This is a genomic window from Stenotrophomonas sp. SbOxS2 (assembly GCF_013416715.1).
GTDB lineage: Bacteria > Pseudomonadota > Gammaproteobacteria > Xanthomonadales > Xanthomonadaceae > Stenotrophomonas > Stenotrophomonas lactitubi.
The window spans coordinates 193,818-213,068 of the sequence record NZ_JAAVXD010000002.1 but is presented as its reverse complement, the minus strand read 5'-3'; the positions used below and the strand labels follow the sequence as shown (position 1 = coordinate 213,068).

Annotated in this window: 16 protein-coding genes; 10 read left to right on the top strand and 6 right to left on the bottom strand. The window is 59.5% G+C overall.

The genetic code is table 11. The features are described 5' to 3' along the window. Positions 1–2,413: 2,413 nt before the first annotated feature. On the bottom strand, positions 2,414–2,569 hold the full coding sequence (locus tag HFK18_RS21755; RefSeq protein WP_257216066.1) for a hypothetical protein: 156 nt from the start codon (positions 2,567–2,569) through the stop codon (positions 2,414–2,416). A 574-nt stretch (positions 2,570–3,143) separates the two neighbouring features. Between HFK18_RS21755 and HFK18_RS04125 the strand changes: the two genes are divergently transcribed. Next, on the top strand, positions 3,144–4,073 hold the full coding sequence (locus tag HFK18_RS04125; RefSeq protein WP_180164572.1) for an AAA family ATPase: 930 nt from the start codon (positions 3,144–3,146) through the stop codon (positions 4,071–4,073). A 1,977-nt stretch (positions 4,074–6,050) separates the two neighbouring features. Here the strand turns inward: HFK18_RS04125 and HFK18_RS04110 are convergent. The 4 genes from HFK18_RS04110 to HFK18_RS04095 all read right to left on the bottom strand — a co-directional run bounded on the left by HFK18_RS04110 (position 6,051) and on the right by HFK18_RS04095 (position 10,558). Then, the gene (locus tag HFK18_RS04110; RefSeq protein WP_180164566.1) at positions 6,051–6,902 is read right to left on the bottom strand and encodes an HNH endonuclease; all 852 of its coding nucleotides are present in this window, start codon (positions 6,900–6,902) and stop codon (positions 6,051–6,053) included. A gap of 3 nt (positions 6,903–6,905) precedes the next feature. Then, a complete protein-coding gene (locus HFK18_RS04105; RefSeq protein ID WP_180164564.1) occupies positions 6,906–8,468 on the bottom strand; it encodes an AAA family ATPase in 1,563 nt (520 codons plus the stop codon). 257 nt (positions 8,469–8,725) lie between these two features. After that, entirely contained in the window at positions 8,726–9,565 is an 840-nt protein-coding gene (locus tag HFK18_RS04100; RefSeq protein WP_180164562.1) for an abortive infection family protein, read from the bottom strand. Between the two features lie 69 nt (positions 9,566–9,634). Continuing rightward, positions 9,635–10,558 carry a GIY-YIG nuclease family protein gene (locus HFK18_RS04095; RefSeq protein ID WP_180164560.1) on the bottom strand — a complete coding sequence of 308 codons (924 nt, stop codon included), beginning with the start codon at positions 10,556–10,558 and terminating at the stop codon, positions 9,635–9,637. Positions 10,559–11,375: 817 nt separating this feature from the next. On the opposite strand from HFK18_RS04095, the gene HFK18_RS04090 reads away from it, so the two are divergent. From HFK18_RS04090 to HFK18_RS04070, 5 genes are all read left to right on the top strand, one after another. Beyond that, positions 11,376–12,134 carry a nucleotidyltransferase gene (locus HFK18_RS04090; RefSeq protein ID WP_180164558.1) on the top strand — a complete coding sequence of 253 codons (759 nt, stop codon included), beginning with the start codon at positions 11,376–11,378 and terminating at the stop codon, positions 12,132–12,134. An 11-nt stretch (positions 12,135–12,145) separates the two neighbouring features. Beyond that, positions 12,146–12,850: a DUF6602 domain-containing protein gene (locus HFK18_RS04085; RefSeq protein ID WP_306669823.1), complete on the top strand. Its 705-nt coding sequence runs from the start codon at positions 12,146–12,148 to the stop codon at positions 12,848–12,850. A 1,022-nt stretch (positions 12,851–13,872) separates the two neighbouring features. Next, positions 13,873–14,445, top strand: a complete 573-nt coding sequence (locus HFK18_RS04080; RefSeq protein WP_176022450.1) for an Ax21 family protein — start codon at positions 13,873–13,875, stop codon at positions 14,443–14,445. Between the two features lie 115 nt (positions 14,446–14,560). After that, a complete protein-coding gene (locus HFK18_RS04075) occupies positions 14,561–15,328 on the top strand; it encodes a DUF6597 domain-containing transcriptional factor (RefSeq protein ID WP_180164554.1) in 768 nt (255 codons plus the stop codon). A gap of 69 nt (positions 15,329–15,397) precedes the next feature. Then, a complete protein-coding gene (locus tag HFK18_RS04070) occupies positions 15,398–15,766 on the top strand; it encodes a VOC family protein (protein WP_180164552.1) in 369 nt (122 codons plus the stop codon). Between the two features lie 18 nt (positions 15,767–15,784). Here the strand turns inward: HFK18_RS04070 and HFK18_RS04065 are convergent, their stop codons facing one another. Then, positions 15,785–16,714: a DUF6624 domain-containing protein gene (locus tag HFK18_RS04065; protein ID WP_180164550.1), complete on the bottom strand. Its 930-nt coding sequence runs from the start codon at positions 16,712–16,714 to the stop codon at positions 15,785–15,787. A 141-nt stretch (positions 16,715–16,855) separates the two neighbouring features. On the opposite strand from HFK18_RS04065, the gene HFK18_RS04060 reads away from it, so the two are divergent. From HFK18_RS04060 to HFK18_RS04045, 4 genes are all read left to right on the top strand, one after another. Then, positions 16,856–17,182 (top strand): hypothetical protein, encoded by a 327-nt coding sequence (locus tag HFK18_RS04060; RefSeq protein ID WP_180164548.1) that lies wholly within the window; start codon positions 16,856–16,858, stop codon positions 17,180–17,182. Between the two features lie 9 nt (positions 17,183–17,191). After that, complete coding sequence (locus HFK18_RS04055) at positions 17,192–17,464, top strand: hypothetical protein (protein WP_099819543.1); 273 nt, start codon at positions 17,192–17,194, stop codon at positions 17,462–17,464. 91 nt (positions 17,465–17,555) lie between these two features. Then, entirely contained in the window at positions 17,556–18,530 is a 975-nt protein-coding gene (locus HFK18_RS04050) for a Dyp-type peroxidase (RefSeq protein ID WP_100461846.1), read from the top strand. Positions 18,531–18,689: 159 nt separating this feature from the next. Continuing rightward, positions 18,690–19,109, top strand: coding sequence for a TonB C-terminal domain-containing protein (locus tag HFK18_RS04045; RefSeq protein WP_180164852.1), 420 nt, complete (start codon positions 18,690–18,692; stop codon positions 19,107–19,109). The last annotated feature ends 142 nt before the right edge of the window (positions 19,110–19,251 follow it).

Below are 19,251 nucleotides of genomic sequence, written 5' to 3'. Positions count from 1 at the left end.
CTCATCAGAGACCGATGATGGTCATAGCACGATCGAAGATCCGATTGAGGATCGAGAACCTTCCATAGCATGTGATTGAAGACGCCAGAACTGCCTATCACGTGCTCGTCAATAGTCTCTATCCGCTGCCGTCGGGGTGTAGGCAGCTCGCCGCCTGGAGCGAAGGGGTCTGCAACCTCAACACTCTTCGGAAAGGCACCAGTGACTGTGCCGAAATGCCGATAGTGATCTCGCCTCGCCTGTCGCTGCCTCTCGTGAACGAAGGCCGCCCAGACTAGCGTCCGGGTCCGAAGCACCAGTTCTCTGCCGGCATGCCCCGGCCTGCGAGGCCACTCGTCACATGTTCCATTTAACGGAACATCGGCGCTGAAATGGAACACGCCTAGCACTTACGAGCGATTCTGCTCGATAAGAGGGGGTACACGTTGCGTAGCCCGCGGGATAACCTCATTCCAGACCCTCTATGACGAGTGATGATGAGCTGAGATAAATAGGGCTTGCAGAGAAGCTATAAACGGCTGAGACGGAAAAAGCCCAGGAGCTGGACACTCCTGGGCCTTTATTTGCCGCGTCTTGCGAGGACCGACACGTGCATTCTGCTCTCAGATTTTTCCCCTTGTCAAGGCAGGGCGGGCATCGCTTTGCCTAAGGAGCAGAAATGCACGAGTTGCAACTTCGCGCCTGCTTTGAACGAGCAGCGCTAACCGGACCGCAGAGAGAACACCTCCTGGCCATGATTGCGGAGACACCGAGCCGACGACCAGGCGGCGCGGCACTGAACAATGTCATTGCACAGTTTTGGTCAGACAAGAACAGGGCGCCTATCTGGATCGAAAGTCACACGGTTGAACGTCTGTTTGCCTATGAGCTCGAGCTCGACCCCACCGTCTTGGCCTACTACTCACAAATTCCTTGCCGGGGAATTGAGCGTCGCAACGCGAATGGAAGACGACACTTAGGGAACGCCACAGCGGACTTCCTGGTCATTCGTGCCGACTCAGTTACGGTGGTGGAATGCAAGGCGGCGCAGCGCATCGAATCACTGCTGCAACAGAAGCCACTTGAGTGGGTGCGATCCGACGATGGGGTGGTTGAGCGTCCGGCGCTAAGCAGCTGGGCATCCGCCTGGGGGCTCAACTACGCAGTATGGGTTCAGCCGTCACTATTTGCGTGTCTCTTGGCAAATCTTGAGCTCTTGTGCTCGGTAAAGCCACCTGATGAGCCAGGCAAGGTGCACCGTCAAGCCCTACGGCAACTGGAGCGCTCTTCACTGACGATTGGGGAACTGATACGGCGCGTCTCAGGGCTGACGCCACTGGCGATTCATCAGCTCCTTCGAATGGGACTGGTATGCGGCACCATCAAAAGCCAACCGATAGCGCTTACTGAGACTTTCCGACTCTTCTTAGATCCTCAGCAATGCCGCGCTGCGGAGGCCGATGCGGCTCAATTCGTCGACGGCCGCCTTCGTCAGCCGTCGGGCCCCATAGCGACAGCTTCATACCGGGATCTCTGCGCAGGTCGCCAACGACTAGAGACACTGAGAGCCATGCGCCGTGGTGATAGGCCATTCACACGCTGGTATAGAGATCTGGATCGCCTTGTTCATCAGGCTGTACTGGATGGGATGGCTGAGCTAGAGCCATGCCTGACCAACTTTCGAAGATCCGGCAATAGAAGTGGAAGGCTAGGTACAGTGCAGAAACTTGCCGTGGATCTTGCCGTGCGCAGATGGGAGGCTGGCAAGACACATAGCAGGGGACATGCCTACGCTGAGCACGTTGCTCATTGCCAGGACGCTAGCTGCGCCCCCGTTTCGAGAACAACTCTCTATAGAAAGCTGTCAGCTGCGAATGCTTCAAAGCGAGCTCTTCTAACCGGCGGCCTCCGCGAATACCAGAAGCAGAGAGAGGTAACGGACCCGCGGCATCGCTCAATAGCATCTCTGGCCTTTGGGCTTCGAATTCACATTGACTCTACCCAAATTGACGCCCGAGTCTTCCCCGGGGTTGAAGACAAGCTCCTACTCGATCGCCCGATCATCTATGTCGCCGTCGACAACGCCACGGGTCTACCCATTTGCTACGAACTAGGGTTCGGACCAGCGAGATCAGATGCGCTTGCGGCCCTTCTTCGTACCTATGTGCGAACTACTGGCTCATTGCCTAACATCATTCAGCTTGATCGGGGGGCTGAGAACAGATCCAACTGGCTGGCTGCCTTCTGCAGGGAGTATCACATTACTCTCATGATTCACCCTACTGGTGCTTCTGTTTTCAATAGTGCTGCCGAAAACTGGCTGGGCCGAATCAACTCACGGCTTCACTCTCTGCCGGGGAGCACGCTTCCAGATAAGAAAGGAAGATATGTCGACGGAAGGTTCAAAAGTCGTCAAACCGCAAGGCTGCAGTTCTCAGCTCTTCACGAAGTAGTACACGACGCTATCGAGCTGTTGCGTGACGTCCCTGGTGCAGATGGCGAGTCTCCGATTGAGCGCAAGGCTCGACTCATTGATGAAACGGGTATCGCCGGCCACGCCGTGGAAATTGACGATAACTTCCTCTTTCACAGCTCCATACCTACCCGTGCCAGTGCCTTGGATCCGAAGCGAGGCATCAAGACGGAGCGAACTCGATATGCGAGTTCTGAGCTGCTTCAGGCGGCGCGACGCGGAGATGTCATCGAGGTCCGTCGAGACTGCGAAGATCCTACGGTGATGCACGTCCAGATGTCTTCTGGTCGTTGCAAGGCCTGGTCGGGAATGGCAAATAAGGTGGCCGGATTACCTGACATAGAGCTCAAGTTCCTTGCCTACTACCTGCATCAACGAGGATCGAAGGTCGTTGAGAGGAGGCTAGATGCCCACGTATCGCATCACCGAAAGGTCCAAGAAGTCCTCACGACCAATGACTCGAACGCGAGCCAGCAGAAGCCGTCAGCGTCGAAAGCCACGCGTAGGTCGACTAAGGACCGCTCGGCCTCGCGAAGCATCTCCGTGTCTTTGGAAGGGTTGGATGACTACGGACAGGAACTGAGGGAAGGAGGTAGAGATGCCATCTAGCCAAGTCCTTCTTCATCCAAAGTTCCAGTCCACGGAGCGTGATCTAGCGGCGACGCTCACGTTGGCCCAACCTGGAAGCCTCGTGTTCTTGATCGGCATATCTGGCGTGGGCAAGAGCGAGCTTCGGTACCGGAGCATGCGATCGGTTGCCGGTGCTCCCTCAGGTTGGGACAGGGGCATCCTTCCTGCAATTGCTGTCAGAGCGACGCTGACGGATCGGGGGTTCTTCAATCCCAAGGATCTTGCTATGCGGCTCGCTCACGCTCTACGGGTACCAGACCTCACATGGCTGAGCGATAGAGATCAGATAGATGATCCTGAAGTAGTCCACGCCAAACTGGAGATCGCAGAGAAGGCTCAGCCGTGGCTAGATGCACGTAGATCAACCACCGAGCACGCGCTTCGATTTGAGTTTGAGCGCCATGCGAGAGCGCGTCGACTCCGCTGGATCTTCATAGAAGAGTGCGCGTCGATAGGCACATTGTCGCGCGGGCGATCCGTGCACAACTATGTCCTCGGTCTGATGCAGTTGGCTGAAGAGTGTGGTCTTACGATCATCCTGTTCGGCACGCCGCGCGCCGCGGCGCTATGGGACTGCCATCCTGATATACGCCGGCGGTCACTCTTCGTGTGGGCGCAGCGGTACAGGGAGGATCGGTCTGAGGATTATCGACCATTTGCCAGTCTGGTCTCTTCCCTAGGAAAGAATCTGCCGCTGGAAAGGCCTGATCTACTTGTCCAGAATCTGGAACTGGCGCTAGCGAACTCAGCAGGGTCGTACGGCGAAATAAAGCAGTTCTTGCTCCGAGCGGATCAAGCGAGAGTTCGACGTGGCTCTCACACGATCGATTTGTGCGACCTCCATCAAGCGTCTTATAGCCGAGACCATCTGCTCGGCATGTGGGAGCAGGCGAAGGCGTTTGATGGGCTCTGCGAAATCAATACGGATGCGGCGGACCTAGGCTACCTAAATCTCAAGTGGGGAGCGGTAGAAGGGAGGGTGGGCCAGTGACCGATACGCGCGCGTGGAAGTGGTCGACCCTTCCGCCGTTGGCCCTGAGCGGGTTGGGAACTGCACATGTCGAGTCGATGGCGAGCTACGTCGCTCGTCTGTCTGCAACTCAAGGACAGAGCACGTTGGCCTTCCTGGACTCTCTCGACGAGCTCTGCAATGAGAGGCCTCTGCGGAATGATCGAGTACGATGCGCCCTCATTGGCCCGGGCAGGAGGTTCATGGTGCGCCTGATTGCCTTGGAAGAGCTTACTGGCGGCCAAATTCTCAGGCCAGGCACTCTGTACGCCATTGCTGCAGCTATTCGCCCAGGAAGTGAGGGACTGGCAAATGCGCGCCATTGGTGTCCTGTGTGCCTGGATGAATTTGTTCAATCCGGAGTCAGCGGGCGACTTAGTTGGGTGTTCTCTGATCTGTCGCACTGCTCGTTGCATTTCGCGAGAATCGAAAGCTGCTGCTGGAGATGCAAGTCGCAGCAACCGTTCGCGCCGGGAAGTGCAAACATCCAGAGTTGCGTGCTGTGCGGAGCCAGCCTCTCTGCAGGCGCACAGTCCGCCAAGGGCGTCGCGAAGCAGGCGCTATGGACTGACGGATGCATAGAAGAGCTCGTTGGCTTCCTAAGCTCCAATCCGCCAATGGTCGTGCCAGGGGGATATGAGTCATATATTGACCGGTTGTCAAAGATGGGGGCACTGTCCAAAAGTCATCATGCTTTCCGGCGAGGCGCTCCCAGTATCAGGTCATTGCTTAACGTCTGCGCGTACATGGGAGTCCACCTGGTGGACGTGCTGCTGTGCCCAGATGATCTGCCTGTCGACCGCCTAGTTGATGGCGAAGAGGAACGCCGACTGCTTTCTGTACCTGTGGAGTCGAGGAACCTGCAGCTACGACGTTTGGAGTACCTATTAGACGCACTAGCAAGGGAGCGCCATGGTCTCGTTCCGCCCTTGGTCGTCCTTCTCGACAGATATGGCCTTTCGGCATCGGTCAAACAACTGAAGGAGCGAAACTCCTATCAGTGCTATCTCAGAAGGCATAAGCTACAGAAATGCCTTCTGACCAGCAGAGCGAGCAGGCCGATCATCGCCGCTGCCTTCAGTATGCTCGATTCCGGTGTGACCACTGAAAAGGCAGTGCAGAATCTGAGCGAGTCGACACGAATCAGTGTCAGGGCACTCGAGCCCTACGTTAGATGTGTTGGAAGGGTCTTAGTGCTAGAGGGCGAGGCCCGAGCCGCAGTCTTGTAGATCGTCATCTTGCAGCCAATTCCCTGCGACCAATCATGAGGCGGCACTTATGCCGAGCACAGCGTCTTCATTGACATACCTCTTCCTAGACACTGAGTGGGCCGATGAAAAAGGGCTTGAGCTCGTGAGCATCGCGCTGGTGAGCGAAGATGGAGCGAATACGTTCTATGCCGAGCGCGACCCGCTGCCGTTGGCGCCAACGGAGTTCGTGAGGACAACGGTCTATCCACTACTGCAGCGGGGTGGTCACGCCCTGCCTGACCAAAGTCTCGCAATGGCGCTCGTCGCATTCCTGAGGGCCCAGCGCTACCCTCATGTCATCGCGGACCATCCGAATGACCTTGGACTGTTTCGCCAGGTCATATCGTGGCACCGCCCTGGAGCAGTGTGCCGGCTGGAAGAGCTACCGAGCGTCCCATGTACCTTGATGGAAAGGGATCGCTTCACCACTTCCCATTTAGAGAGGTGGTTCTCTAAACATCCAGATCTACTCTTGCGTCGACATCACGCATTGGTCGATGCGAATGCTCTTCGCATGGCATGGATGGTGTCGACCGGTCGCCTAGATGATAATTTCAATGAACGAGAATAGGCTGATCTGGCTGCCCATCTCCAGTCCGCGCACTGCTGATCGGTAAGCGTTGTCTGCTTTCGGCCAGAAGCGAACATCTCGCTCTGGCACGCCCGCGCTAGATCTACACAGTCTGCGGGAACGCGGCTTGACCAACCATTACAGCCCAGCCCGAACCCGAACTACCTCGAACCCGCCGTCGCAAAAGTCATCGTTGCCCGCCAATGCTCGATACAGCTTGGCGAGCCAGTAGTTGGGACCTGACACTTCCTCGAAGTCGACTGCTCCCTCGATCAGCTTCTCCGCGACGCGCTCCGCATTTTCACTAGACCCATAAGCCCGATGAAGCGCAGGATACTGCCCACCCAGATGCTCGAGGCCCATCCGCCTGTAACGATCGGCGAGGTCGAGCTCGTTAAAGTGCGAACGCAGATGCCTGAAAGTTCGGAGTGCCATCCCCGCCGGTCGCGTCAGCCTGTAGGAGAGGATCAGGGCGTCCGCCTCCATGCGCGCGCGCACCGTCAGAAACTCCGTATCCGGGATTACATCGTAACAAGGGTGCAGAAACATCCGTACCTTCGTCCCCTCGTCCAGGATGCGGTCTCGTTTGCGCGTGTTGCAGAACGCACAGCTCGGCACGAGGTTCTTCGGGAACACCGAGAACTCGGGATATTGCTCCTTCGGCAGATAGTGGTCGAGCGTCGACGATTCGCTGATCCCGCAGAACGGGCAACGCGCGACGCTGATCCGCTTCAGGAGATTGCCGCGGAGTTCCGTCATCGGCTTGGTCTCCACGGTGAATGCGTGGCGCATCGCCTCCTTCTGCGGGTCGGTTAACGCGGCTTCGTCTAGCTCGCCAACCTCAGGCACCGAATCCTCGTAGCCCTGACAGGCGGCAAGCACCTTCGCGCGCGCCGCCTGCATCCGACTTCTTCGCGGTTGGCGCTTGGCTGCGGCGATCTCATCGAACAAATTCGTCGCATCGACGGCGAGCAGTGGAATCGAGCGCATCCGCTACTCCTCGATCTCATCGCGAATGCTTAGAACGTAGGAGCGTGCTGCGAAGCCGAGCTTCCGACCGAACGCCTCTTCGATCTTCTCAAGCGTGCTCCGACGCGCCAGTGCGCTCAGCGTCTCGTGCCAATCGGCTGAGCCGTCGCCAAGATTGAAGACCTCCTGCGTGATGACGCCGATATTTTCTGCGAACGTCTCCACACTTGGCGCCACGACGCGGCTCTGGTCAGCCGCTCGGCGCAGCACCTGGACGTATTTCGCGGGAGTCTCCTGCAGGACCACCGGCGAGTGTGTGGCGATGATCGCATAGCCGTCGAACGCCTCCAGGCAGGCTCGCACGCTCTTGAGAAATGCAGCGAGCAGCGGCGGATGGAGGTGCGTTTCGGGCTCATCGATGAGGACTAAGGTGGGCTCCGATCCCGAAATGTGTGCTGTGAGTTCGGTGACAATCTTAAGGACAACCTTGTGACCGCTGCTCAGTCCGCGGAAAAGCTCGCCCAGCTCCTCATCATCGCGATTGGCGTAGAGTTGAGTCAATCCGATGCGCTGGAACGATGGGTCGCGCAGGAGCGGCTTCAAGATCTCCAGTAGGTTCTCCAGGCGGTCGGCTTGGCGGACGCGCTCGAGCGCCGACAGGAACTCTGCCTCGATCTCCGCGGGCGTGCGCAGCCGATAGGCCTGCTCACCGTTTAGCGCGTCATCGTCCGATCGTTCTCGAAGGCCGCAATAGACGTATCCGAAAATTTCTCCACGCTCTTGCAGCCTCTCCTTCTCTTCCTCGGTGCGCCCAGGAATGACGAAGGTGTCGAACGCACTATAGGACACCACGACCACGGTCTTGAACGGTGGCGCGGTGCCGACGAACCGACCAGCCGCGTCGTCCAACACGTCCTTTTTGCTGCCATAGCCGTATCCGCTCGCCACGATCGCGAGGTTCGAAAGTAGCCGAGTCTTGCCAGTGCCGTTGTATCCGATCAGAGCGTTGATGCGGTTCGGCAGCCGACCGCGGCGCCGAAAATCGAAGTCGACTGTGAAGGCGTTCGAGCGCTGCGCCACCCGTGTCTTGAACTTGACTCTAAACCCCGCGCTTCGCCGTTTCGTAGGAAGGGTGGGTGCACGCAGCAATCGTGCGGCGTCACCAATCGTCCGCTCGGCACCGCCAAAACGCAACAACGAAACCCGATACGCCTCGCTATCTTCGACGCTGGCCTTGATCTCGTCGTCGAACGCAACATCTCGAAGACCTCTGAAGTACGGTTCGAAGACGTCGCGCCCGAGTTTATAAACTGTTTCATAATAATCGAGGTCGGCACCTAGCGAAGCATGGCCTGCGGGCAATTTAACAAAAGGCCGCTTAGGCATTTCGGTGTAGCCACTCGTTCGACCCGCCTCGATGATCTTGATGCTGCCGAGATCATGGCTCTCATCGGCCGACACGTGCAGGGTGACGTGGAAGGTGGTCTTATAGCCATAGTCATCCCAATTGTCCTGTACGAGCACAGCATGGGGGTAACGATTGGTCGTGGGCGAGTCGCCTGACCTGAACTTAACGACAAACCTCATTCCAATCTCCCCCTCGTGACGGGCGCATCCGTTGGTACGACACGCGAGGCCACCGCTCAAGCCTCACTCGCAGGCGTCTCGCCCGCTCGCGAAATGCCGCCTCGCCGCCTTCGAGGATATCGCAGACGGACTTGGATGTCGGCGCTCTCGAGGCCGCCCGCCACGTAGGTTGTCGGCGGCAGGCCTACCGGCCAATAGCGGACGTCCAACGCAGAAATTGAGCCGGGCCACAGAGCGAATTTTGCTGGCATGACCTGTTAGGGGCAGCGTGAAGGAGTAAGGGCGTCGAGCATCAACGACGCGATGTTGCCCATAGACTCAATGGAAAATCGAGCCTGCGCGGGCGTGATAGTGCTGATCCAAGGCCGGCCATGACCAGTGCCCACTTTGTTGCGCAGAGCATTCAAGGCACACCCCAGGTCATAGGCAGCCCGCTCCATGCGCTTGTGCGCAGGCTCTCCTGTGACAACTGGATCGCTCGGCGTGGCAAGCCCAAGAGCCGTAAATGCTTGACCTAACAAAGTTGGGAAGTTGGAGGTACTTGGATACGAGCCCCACCTTTGCATAAGCGCGTGAGCCGCCGTGGCCTCCAGTAGATCTTTGGCCGTCCCAGCTAACAATGGGCTATCCAACGACCCGCGTCGTGCGCGGTCGGCGTAAGTCTGCAATGCCTCAGTGAGAGCTTTGCCAGTCAGTGAATCAAGAAGTCGTGGCTGAAGTGAACCGTCCGAGGAGAGATCCCACCCTTGTGTAGCAAAGACCGCAGTGAGGTTTGCAATCGCTTCAGAGCCGCAGTAGTTGCTTGAGGTCGAACGAAATCCACCGTAGCCTTGGACGGTTGAAATGATCCCTGAAACAAGTGCCTCACCAGCAGATGGATTGTTCGATAGTGCCCAATTGAGGACACCACGCACTCGTTTTGATTTTCCGACAGGCTTGCTACTCAACCTGCCCGGATCGGCGCATGTAAGCTTGGCTTGGTCAATCTGGAACTCGATGTCAGAGTGTGTGGGCTCTCTCTTTTCAATCTGTGAATCATCTACGAGGCGGGCAATCGCTACGATTATGGCGTCTGTAAGTGGGGGTTGGTTCGCCATGATGCTTGGTCTACCTCCGAACACCTAAGCTAGTCTGTGGGGTGATACCGCTTCGCTTCGAATAAATTACTAAGCGCCATCTACAGCGATTGTCGTGGCGGAGACTCTGAGTGCTGACTCCTCAATCTCTTTGAGGGACTTCCCATTGGCTGCGAACCAACTTTGCGGTCCACTTCTCGCGGTTCCAGCGATAAACGCAGCTGCGTAGCTCGACGAGCTCATGAGAACATCTTCGGCAAGCAGTAGATGATCACCATTGTCCACAAGCCGACCATCGGCTAGTAGCTGTTCTTTCAGCTTTACAATCTTCCCGGTGACGCTGTCACTGTTGGTTTTAGACGCCGTCGAGCCCGCGTTTATTACGAAGCCCTCGTTTGTCCGTACGCCTCGCGCCGAAAAATCGTGAACCGTAAAGGTCAGCTCCTCGCCAGCAGATGTGCCGGGTGAGGCCAATGAAGCGATCATTGACGGAGCGATTTTGGGTTGAAGGAGAGGCTCCAGGATTGGATAACCCAGTGTACCGAGTACCAACCGAACATCTTCAAGAAGCTCATCCATTGCGTCACGCTCTGCGCGAGGGAGGCTCGACTGAGTAGGCGTGTTTCCGTTCTCCAACTCATAGCGATCCGCAGCTTTCGCGGACGCTTCAAGTCGAGACTCCAAGTACTTGATATGCGACTTCGTTAAGTTGTCGTCTTTGCTAGTGAAGACGACAACATCGTTCCAGAACTCCTTCTTCCTATCGTGTGTCAGGAGACGATCGGCGACGTTCTCAGACTCGCCAATGTAGGCAAGTGGCTTTGAGTCGCCAAGGCGAGCCTCGAAGAGGAAGTAAATACCTGGCTTGGCTGTCTCGGGCCAACTCTTCAACTCATCAAGACGTGCCCTCGGACAAGCTACCGTTTGCCCGGTACGATTTACGATCTCTGCGTGACGGATACCCGTCACCGTCGCATCTGGAAGAAAGATTCGGACTGACTTCCCATACGGCATATTTCTTCTTCCCGTGGTACCTAGGGCGTGGTTTTAGCTGACCCGCTAGGGGATCTGTGTCGTCCGATTCTCGCAGGGACGCACCAGCCAGTACAAGCTTCCGCTTGCGACCAAAACCAGACGCCCAATGAGTATCCATAAGGAAACCTAAAGTGGGTATCTTGGGGCACGGGGCGAGTTGACCCATACATCTGCGCGCTTTCTCTCGGGGTCGCCACGCTTAGGAGCTCAGCGCAGGTACTCGTTGGCTTGTTGCTGACCTGCGCTTGGGCTACCCCGGAACCCCGCGGCCGCCTACCATGGCCCGGTTCGAAAGTTCGGTCAGTGGCTGAAAGCGTCCTCGATGTCGCTCAAGCTGAGGCCGTTGCATTCATCCAAGGCGATTACGTTCCGATTGCCCACGATGACAGCCTCAAGGACGATATGACTCGTATCAAGTACTGAGCCTCCAATCCATACCGGGCTGCCCTGAGTCACCCAGTGGCGTGAAGAAAGGCAGCCTAAGCCGTCGGCCAAAGAGCGCATGCTGCTCCGAATTGGGCAGGTCCGAATTGGGCAGGGACCAAGCCAGCGCGATCTGGTTGAAAGCTTGGCGGGCCGCCCCTGCAAGCCTGACGTCATGTGTGGCGAAGGGTACGCTCATGGCATCAGCCCCTGATGATCGGTTCCCATGCTACGTCTGATTGAAGGGGCAGGTGTCGCCTTCGGGCGGCTCATTGGGAGGGTCGGGTCAGGGGAGCCCGCGAGCTTTGAGGCAGGGCTTTCACTGCTGGGAAGAGCCGTACAATTAGGAACTACGATACGGAGATCGGACTTGATGGGCGACCAGTACCTGAATGCGATTCTCGCGCGGGAGGCCGTCGATACGTCCTTCCTCTCCCCCGCATTCTCAGCGAAGGCTACGTTGACGCCGGTGATCAATGCCTGGGGTGGCCCTTTGGTACAGTCGGTTAGCCCAAGCGGATCCTTCGCCAAGGGTACGGCGAACGCCAGCGGCACCGACTTGGACCTGTTCATTTCCTTGCATCCGTCCACACCTCGCAGCCTCAGGGATATCTACCTGACGCTCTTCAATGCTCTGATGGACGCGGGCTACGCCGCTCGTAAGCAGGACGTGTCCCTGGGCATCCGCGTAGGCTTGATCGATGTGGATTTGGTTCCTGGAAAGCAACAGACGCCGCTCACCACCGACCATAGCCTCTATCGCAGCCGGGCCGATACGTGGACCAAGACCAACGTCCAAACTCACATTGACGTGGTCCGCGCAGCCGGAAGGCAGCCGGAGACGAGGATCGTCAAGCTTTGGCGAGACCAGAATAATCTGGACTTCCCATCTGTCTACTTGGAGCTGGTGGTGATCAGAGCCTTGCAATTGAACTTCTCGGCAAGTTTGGCTGAGCGGGTTTGGGCGGTACTACAGTTCCTGTCCGCTGATCTTGCCGCAGCTCGAATCGTTGATCCGGCCAATGGGAGCAATGTGGTGTCAGATGACCTGACTTTCGTACAGAAGCTGGCTATCGAGCGCACGGCTCAAGTTTCGCTTGCACAGCAGACATGGGGCAACATCGTCAAATGACACAACCATCCTTGGCTAAGCTTCTGGACCACCTGCATCTGCAGGTCGAGTTAGAACTGAAATCCGCCCGCTCCGCGTTGCACCACCCTACCGACAAGGGCGACGCCAGTGAGCAGGTTTGGATCAATTTGCTGACCAACTACTTGCCCAAACGCTACGTCGTTAGCAAAGCGCATGTGGTCGATAGCGAGGGGAACTTCAGCCAGCAGATCGATGTGGTCGTACACGATCGTCAGTACTCCCCATTGGTATTCACCTTCCAGGGAGTTCAGTACGTGCCTGCGGAAAGTGTCTATGCGGTCTTTGAGGCTAAGCAAGAGACCAACGCTGAGACGGTGGGCTATGCGCAGATCAAAGCAGAGAGCGTGAGGAGGCTGATCAGAACCAGCATGCCAGTGCCCACGGTAGATGGCCCCAAGCCGGCCAAGGAGCCGGGTCGCATCCTGGCCGGTCTACTCTCACTGAGCTGCTCTTGGAAGCCTCCGCTTGGAGATACTTTGGCCCAACATGTTCATGCCAGAGGGAAAGGTTTTCAGCTCGATATGGGCTGCGTCGCCGATGCGGGGGCATATTTCATGAGCGATGAGGGTGGGCTGGAAGTCAAGCCTGGATCACGCGCAGCAACGCGATTCCTATTGGAGTTCATGGCCAGATTACAGGAGCTGGGGACAGTTCCGATGCTGGATATCCGCAGCTACGCCAGGCACATCCCTTAGGTCTGTCGTGAGCGCAGCTTGACCATGAGCACCGCTGCGAGACGTGCCGGCCCTGCTTCTTAAGGCACCACGTGGGGCTACTTGCGCGGTGCTCTTTTGTGATCCCTTTCCGGGCGATGAAAGCACCTGCGTCATGCACGCCTGCGTAGTGACTGTCCTGCACCTGCTCTGGCCAAAGCTGACTAGGCAAACCCAATAGCTAACCCGCGCTTCGTGAGGAATGTCAGAGGCGGAGTCGAAGAGGTGCCTACTCTACCGCTCGTCGTACCTGCTAAGGCCCACAGAACAGATGTGCTCGAGGATTCCGCGAGCCACTGGTTGCGGACTGACGTTAGACGCTTAGTAGTAGGTAGCCTTCTGACCGTCGGTCCGCACCTGACTGAATCGCCCAGGATGCCGTCGACAGCCGCCTGCCTCGCTGGGTCTCCTATCGGCCAGAAGCAGACATGGGCTAGTTGAAGGGCATTGCTCACGTACCAGCAACATGGCCGACGCAAATTACGGGAAGGCCGTAGATATGTCTCGATCAGCGCTCACGCAGCGGCAGGTGCAAGGCACCCGCGCCCGGTACGGCGCGAAGCTCAGCGCCCGTGCTCGGGCGCGCCGGCGGATCGGACAGCGCACCCAATACCATGGCTTCCTCTGCAGCCTGCTCGCGGGGCACCATACCAACGCTCGCGGTGCCCTCACCATCCAGCGCTGCCTGCGCATCGCAGTAGGTCCGACGCTGGGGCACTCAACCAGAATTCTCACCACTCAGATCAGCTAGGACCGTTGTACACCATAGTTGTGCAGGTCCCGCGTCACCATAGTTCCTCCAAAACTGCACCAACTATGGTGTTCGCCCCACATGACGTATCGAGAGTTCCCTGAACAGGAACCTCATTCATGTACCGGTCAGTTCAATATTCAGGGCTGATTTCATCAACAAACGGATAATTCACACCTGTCGAACGCCCCTTATCCCTCCCCTCCCGAGGGGCGTTCGACGAAACCAAAATAATTAAAGGTGTATCCCGATGATCAAGAATTCGCTGCTTGCCCTGGGTCTGTTGGCCGCGCTGCCGTTCGCCGCATCGGCTGCCGATGGTCTGTCGTACAACTACGTTGAAGGCGGCTATGTGAACACCGATGCCAAGGGCGGCGACGCTGATGGCTGGGGCGTGAAGGGCTCGGTTGCCGTGCACCCGAACTTCCATGTCTTCGGTGATTACAGCAAGCAGGAAACCGACACCTTCAAGAATGATGTCGCCCAGTGGCGCATCGGTGCCGGCTACAACTACGGCATCGCACCGAACACCGACCTGGTGGCTCGTGTTGCGTACCAGAAGTTTGATATGAAGCACGGCCTGGACTTCAACGGCTACTCCACTGAAGTGGGCGTGCGCACCGCGTTCAACCCGTACCTGGAAGGCTATGCGCTGGCCGGTTACGAGGATTACAGCAAGAAGCACGGTATCAACCCGGACGGCGAGTTCTACGGCCGCGTCGGCGCCACCGCCAAGTTCAACCAGAACTGGGGCCTGAGTGGCGAAGTGAAGCTGGCCAAGGCCGGCGACCGCGAGTGGTTCGTGGGCCCGCGCTTCAGCTGGTAACAAACGCCTGTCGTTAGTGCGTGTAACTGGCGTGTGACCTCTCTCCCATACGCCAGTGAAGCCCGGCCTCGTGCCGGGCTTCTCTTTTTCCGGCATCGCTTTGCCACAATGGGGCATGGGCGATCCCTCCACTCTCGCTGGCACTGGCACGGCCTACCAGGAACACCTGGCGCCTGCGCCGCTGCGTGGCCAGTTCGGCCAGCTCTGGCAGAGCCAGTTGTCGGCCGACGCCAGCGGCAGCATCACCGTGCTGCCCGATGGCTGCGTGGATATCCTTTGGCGTGACGGTGCGCTGTTCGTGGTGGGGCCGGATCGGACCGCTGCACATCCACAACTGGCGCCCGGTGCGCAGGTGTTGGGGGCGCGTTTCCGGCCCGGGCAGGCATCGGCGGCACTTGGCATCGACTTGTCTGACATCGTCGGTCAGGCCGTGCCGCTGATTGAATTCAATGCCCGATGGGCAACGCAGGTTGCGGCCTCGATTGGTGATGCCGCGCCTGAGCAGCGTCTGCAACGTCTGGCCGATTGCCTGCAACAGAACATGCCTGCGGCCGTGGTGGACGAACACACGAAACGTGCGCATGTGCTGTTCGCGCACGCTGCCAAGGGCGACGTCAGCGTCGATGCACTCGCCACCCACCTGGCGATGAGCCCGCGCACCCTGCGCCGCTTCAGCCAGGCGCAGTTCGGTTACGGTGCAAAGTCGCTGGAGCGGATCCTGCGCCTGCAGCGGTTCCTGCGCTGCAGCCAGGCACAGCCCGCGCACAGTCTGGCGATGCTGGCCGCCGAGGCGGGCTATGCCGACCAGGCGCACCTCAGCCGCGAGGCCCGCGAGCTGTCCGGCCTGACGGCCAGTGCGCTGCGCCAGGAGTGGGGGCGTTGATGGCCGTTTCGTTCAAGACGCCGGCTCAACCCTGATCGATGCTGTGCGCTCCAACCACGGAGCCGCACCATGAGCCACGCAGAGACCACCGCTGCCGAACGCCGCATCGACAACATCGAATTCAACGTCGCCGACATCGCCCGCAGCAAGCAGTTCTATGGGCAGGTCTTCGGCTGGTCCTTCACCGACTACGGTCCGGCCTATACCGAGTTCGATGATGGCCGCCTCAAAGGGGGTTTCGTGGCTGACGAGGCGGTGACAGCCGCGGGAGGCGCGCTGGTGATTCTCTACTTTTCGGATCTGGCCGATGCACAGCAGCGCATCGTCGCGGCCGGCGGCGAAATCGTGCAGGACGTGTTCGCTTTCCCCGGTGGCCGTCGCTTTCACTTCCGCGATCTGGACGGTTACGTGCTGGCGGTGTGGAGCGACCGGGACTAAGCCTCGGCAAGCGCCGTGCTATCGGACCGGCTTGCCATACATCTCTGAAAGCGTGGCCTTGTACTGCGCCAGTGGCTGCAGCCCCATCGCCTCGCGGCGCGCATCCAGGCCTTCCATGTCTTCGGTAGGGCGGAGTTCCATCGCGCCATCATCGGCCTGTGTGAACTGGCTGCCATAGCGCTGCGGCTTGCCCTGCGCCAGCAGCACGCGATCAGTCAGTAGCGCCAGATCTGCAGAATCAGCTTCACCGGCTTTGGCGGCCTTTTCGATCAACGGCAACATATCGGCCTGGAATACGGGATCGTGATCGGCGTGCTGGACCAGCAGCCACGCGGCTTTGGCAGCATCATGTCCGACCAGGGCATACGTCGGCCAACCCTTGTCGGCTACCACCGATTTCAGCCAATCGGCGTTGGCCTTGATCACTGGAGCTGTCGCTTTGAATGCCTCGCCACCACCAGCGTCGACAGCCGCATGCTGTGCCGCCTGGTCGCGCTCGGCGCGCTCCAGCAGTTCCCTGCGCAGGGGCGTGTCCAGCAATGCGAGGCGCTGCTGCTCGGCGGCCAGCACGCGCTTGCGCATGTCCGGCCACGCCGGGCCGTTGCGCAGCGCATTCAATCCTGGCCGATCCTTGTGCAGCAGGTCATCGGCCGACAGCCTGCCGCTGGGAAGCAGCGTGGTTACATGGTCCATCGCTTTTCCCAGGTCGCCGGCCGCTGCCGTGCATTCAACCAGCAGCAGTTCGCCACCCTCGGGAAAATGGCCTCCACGTTGCAGCAGGTCATCCAGAAAATGCGCACAGCCGCTGAAGTCATCGGCACCATAGCGCTCAAGTGCGTCGAAGAAAGACCCTTCGTTTGCGGCGTGTACCTGCAGCGGGGCGGCCAGCAGCAACGCCAGCGCCGCAGCAACGGGCCCATGCCTCCATTGCATCGGTGAGTGGACCATCGACTGCTTCCTCCGTGAAGTGTGTGGATGGCGAGCCTCTGCAGGCCGCACATCCGCAGGCTAGCAGTGTCATGGCCAGGCCTCAAATGATCGACCAGCAGCACGCTGCAAGTGGGGTCGCGTTGCCTCTACAATCCGCCAATGGAAACGCACATCGACGCCTACGTGAGGCAGGCCGACGGCAACTGCATCAAGGTGATGTTGTTGAACGGCCGCCCGCGGACCTCGCTGCAGGCGCTGGGCTTCACCGCTGGCGAGGCAGACACCCTCACCCTGCCGGTCGCCGACGACGCAGCCAAGGCCATCGTCTTCATCCGTCTGCGTGACCTCGGCGTAGCCTTCTCGGCGGGCAGGGAGTGGTGCCCGGCCGACGTGTTCGAACACTTTCGCGATGGCGGCTTGCTGCAGGGCGTCTACCTCCGGGTTGCGTGGCGCACGCCGCAACAGTTCACCGTGACCACGGCGTAGTCGCACAGCATGGACGTGATCGAGATCGCCGGGGCGCATCTGCTGCGCGATGCTGCGGATGGCTGGCAGCTGCTGGACGCTGTTGTCTCCCAGGACGGCATCCGGCTGGTCTGCATCCATGCTGTCGGGCAGAGCTTCCGCGTCCAGCGTTTCCTGCGCGGACACATGCTGCCGCAATGGCAGGGAGAGTGGTGGCTGCAGCAGCCGGAGCATTCGATCACCGACAGCGAACAGCGGGCACGCGCGCTCGCCAACGAATGGCTCACGCTCGCCGCGAACTGAGAACCGCTCCGTCGCCGGCCAGGCCGTTCCGCTATGATCGCCCGCACATCGCCGCATGCGATGTGCCCGCCTCAAGCCAGCAGGAACTGCCGTGAACGCCCAGCCCGCCCCCATCACCGCCCTCAACCACACGCTCGACAACGAGCCGCAGCAGATCACCGCGCCGCTGACCCATTCGGCCGCGTTCCTGGTGCTGACCGTGAAGGACGATGAAGCGTCGCTGGCGAAAGTGCGCGAGGTGCTGGCCAGCACCGATGACCTGATCAAGAACACCGCCATCCGCGAGATCGAACGCACCTTTACCTGCAATGTGGCCATTGGCCACCGCGTGTGGGCGCCGCTGGTGGGCAGCACGCCACCGCGCGAGTTGAAGCCGTTCCAGGAAGTGAAGGGTGCCACCCATACGGCGGTATCCACGCCGGGCGACCTGCTGTACCACATCCGTGCGCGCACGATGGATCTTATCGTGGCGTTCGAGAAGAACCTGCTCCTCGCCTTCGGTGATGCCGTGGAAGCGGTGGATGACGTGGCCGGTTTCCGCTACTTCGATGGCCGTGACCTGCTCGATTTCGTCGACGGTACCGCCAACCCGGAGGGGCTGTCGCTGCCGGAGGCGACCATCGTCGGCGACGAAGATCCCGACCATGCCGGTGGCAGCTACGTGGTGGTGCAGAAGTACCTGCACAACCTCGATGCCTGGCGTGCGCAGAAGACCGAAGCGCAGGAAGCGATCATCGGCCGCACCAAGCACGACAACATCGAGCTGGATGACGCGCCGGCCGACGCGCAGAAGTCGCACAAGACGCTGTGCACCATCGAGGATGCCGACGGCGAGCACGAGATCCTGCGCGACAACATGCCCTTCGCCAATCCGGGGCGCGGCGAGTACGGCACCTATTTCATCGGCTACACGCGTCGGCTGTGGGTGATCGAGCAGATGCTGGAGCGGATGTTCATCGGCAATCCCGCGCCGTTGCACGACCGCATCCTCGATTTCTCCACCGCGACCACCGGCGTCACCTTCTTCGCCCCCTCGCGCAAGGTGCTGGCCGACTTGGGCGACTGATCACGCCGGGCGGGGCAGCCAGGTAGATCCACGCCATGCGTGGATGGATCAACCGGTTGCCCAGAACAGCCACGCATGGCGTGGCTCTACTGCGCCGCCATCTGCCTGTCATCTGCAGCGCCGACCATGGCGCGTTGGACGGCAGTGGAGACGTGGGTGATGGATTCTGCAGGCAACAGGCGCACCACGCGCCGTGGTTGGCGCCCGTTGGCATGGTTGCTGGGCCTGCTGGCGCTGGGCAGCGCCAGCGTGTCCGCACAGGACGCGCCTGCGCATTGGATGGCCTATGCGGCCTCCGTCAGCGGCGAACTGCAGCAGCGCCTGCAGCAGGAACAGGTTCCACGCGCCCAGCGCCTGCTGGCCTGGCTGCAGGAGCATCCCGATACGCCGACACCGCTGGTGGTGAGCGTGTGGATCGCCCGCGATGGCGCGATCTCCAAACTGGAATTCGACAGCTTGGGTGATGCCCAGGTGGATGCCGATCTGCGCGCGACGCTGCGGGCCACGGCGTTGCCGGCGGCACCGCCGAAGGACATGCGCCAACCGCTGCGCTTGGGGCTGGTTCTGCAACCCCAGTAGATCCACGCCATGCGTGGATCGCGTGCCGATTGCCCACAACAGCCACGCATGGCGAGGCTCTACTATGTGTCTCCGCATGCGTGGCTGCGTTTGGCAGGTGCCAACCAAGGTTGGCGACTACCAGTAGATCCACGCCATGCGT

Bases quoted from the DNA above. Each gene is read 5' to 3' on its own strand.
- HFK18_RS04110 (WP_180164566.1), bottom strand. From the start codon at position 6,902: ATGCGCTCGATTCCACTGCTCGCCGTCGATGCGACGAATTTGTTCGAT.
- HFK18_RS04105 (WP_180164564.1), bottom strand. From the start codon at position 8,468: ATGAGGTTTGTCGTTAAGTTCAGGTCAGGCGACTCGCCCACGACCAAT.
- HFK18_RS04100 (WP_180164562.1), bottom strand. From the start codon at position 9,565: ATGGCGAACCAACCCCCACTTACAGACGCCATAATCGTAGCGATTGCC.
- HFK18_RS04095 (WP_180164560.1), bottom strand. From the start codon at position 10,558: ATGCCGTATGGGAAGTCAGTCCGAATCTTTCTTCCAGATGCGACGGTG.
- HFK18_RS04090 (WP_180164558.1), top strand. From the start codon at position 11,376: ATGGGCGACCAGTACCTGAATGCGATTCTCGCGCGGGAGGCCGTCGAT.
- HFK18_RS04075 (WP_180164554.1), top strand. From the start codon at position 14,561: ATGGGCGATCCCTCCACTCTCGCTGGCACTGGCACGGCCTACCAGGAA.
- HFK18_RS04070 (WP_180164552.1), top strand. From the start codon at position 15,398: ATGAGCCACGCAGAGACCACCGCTGCCGAACGCCGCATCGACAACATC.
- HFK18_RS04065 (WP_180164550.1), bottom strand. From the start codon at position 16,714: ATGGTCCACTCACCGATGCAATGGAGGCATGGGCCCGTTGCTGCGGCG.
- HFK18_RS04060 (WP_180164548.1), top strand. From the start codon at position 16,856: ATGGAAACGCACATCGACGCCTACGTGAGGCAGGCCGACGGCAACTGC.
- HFK18_RS04055 (WP_099819543.1), top strand. From the start codon at position 17,192: ATGGACGTGATCGAGATCGCCGGGGCGCATCTGCTGCGCGATGCTGCG.
- HFK18_RS04045 (WP_180164852.1), top strand. From the start codon at position 18,690: ATGGATTCTGCAGGCAACAGGCGCACCACGCGCCGTGGTTGGCGCCCG.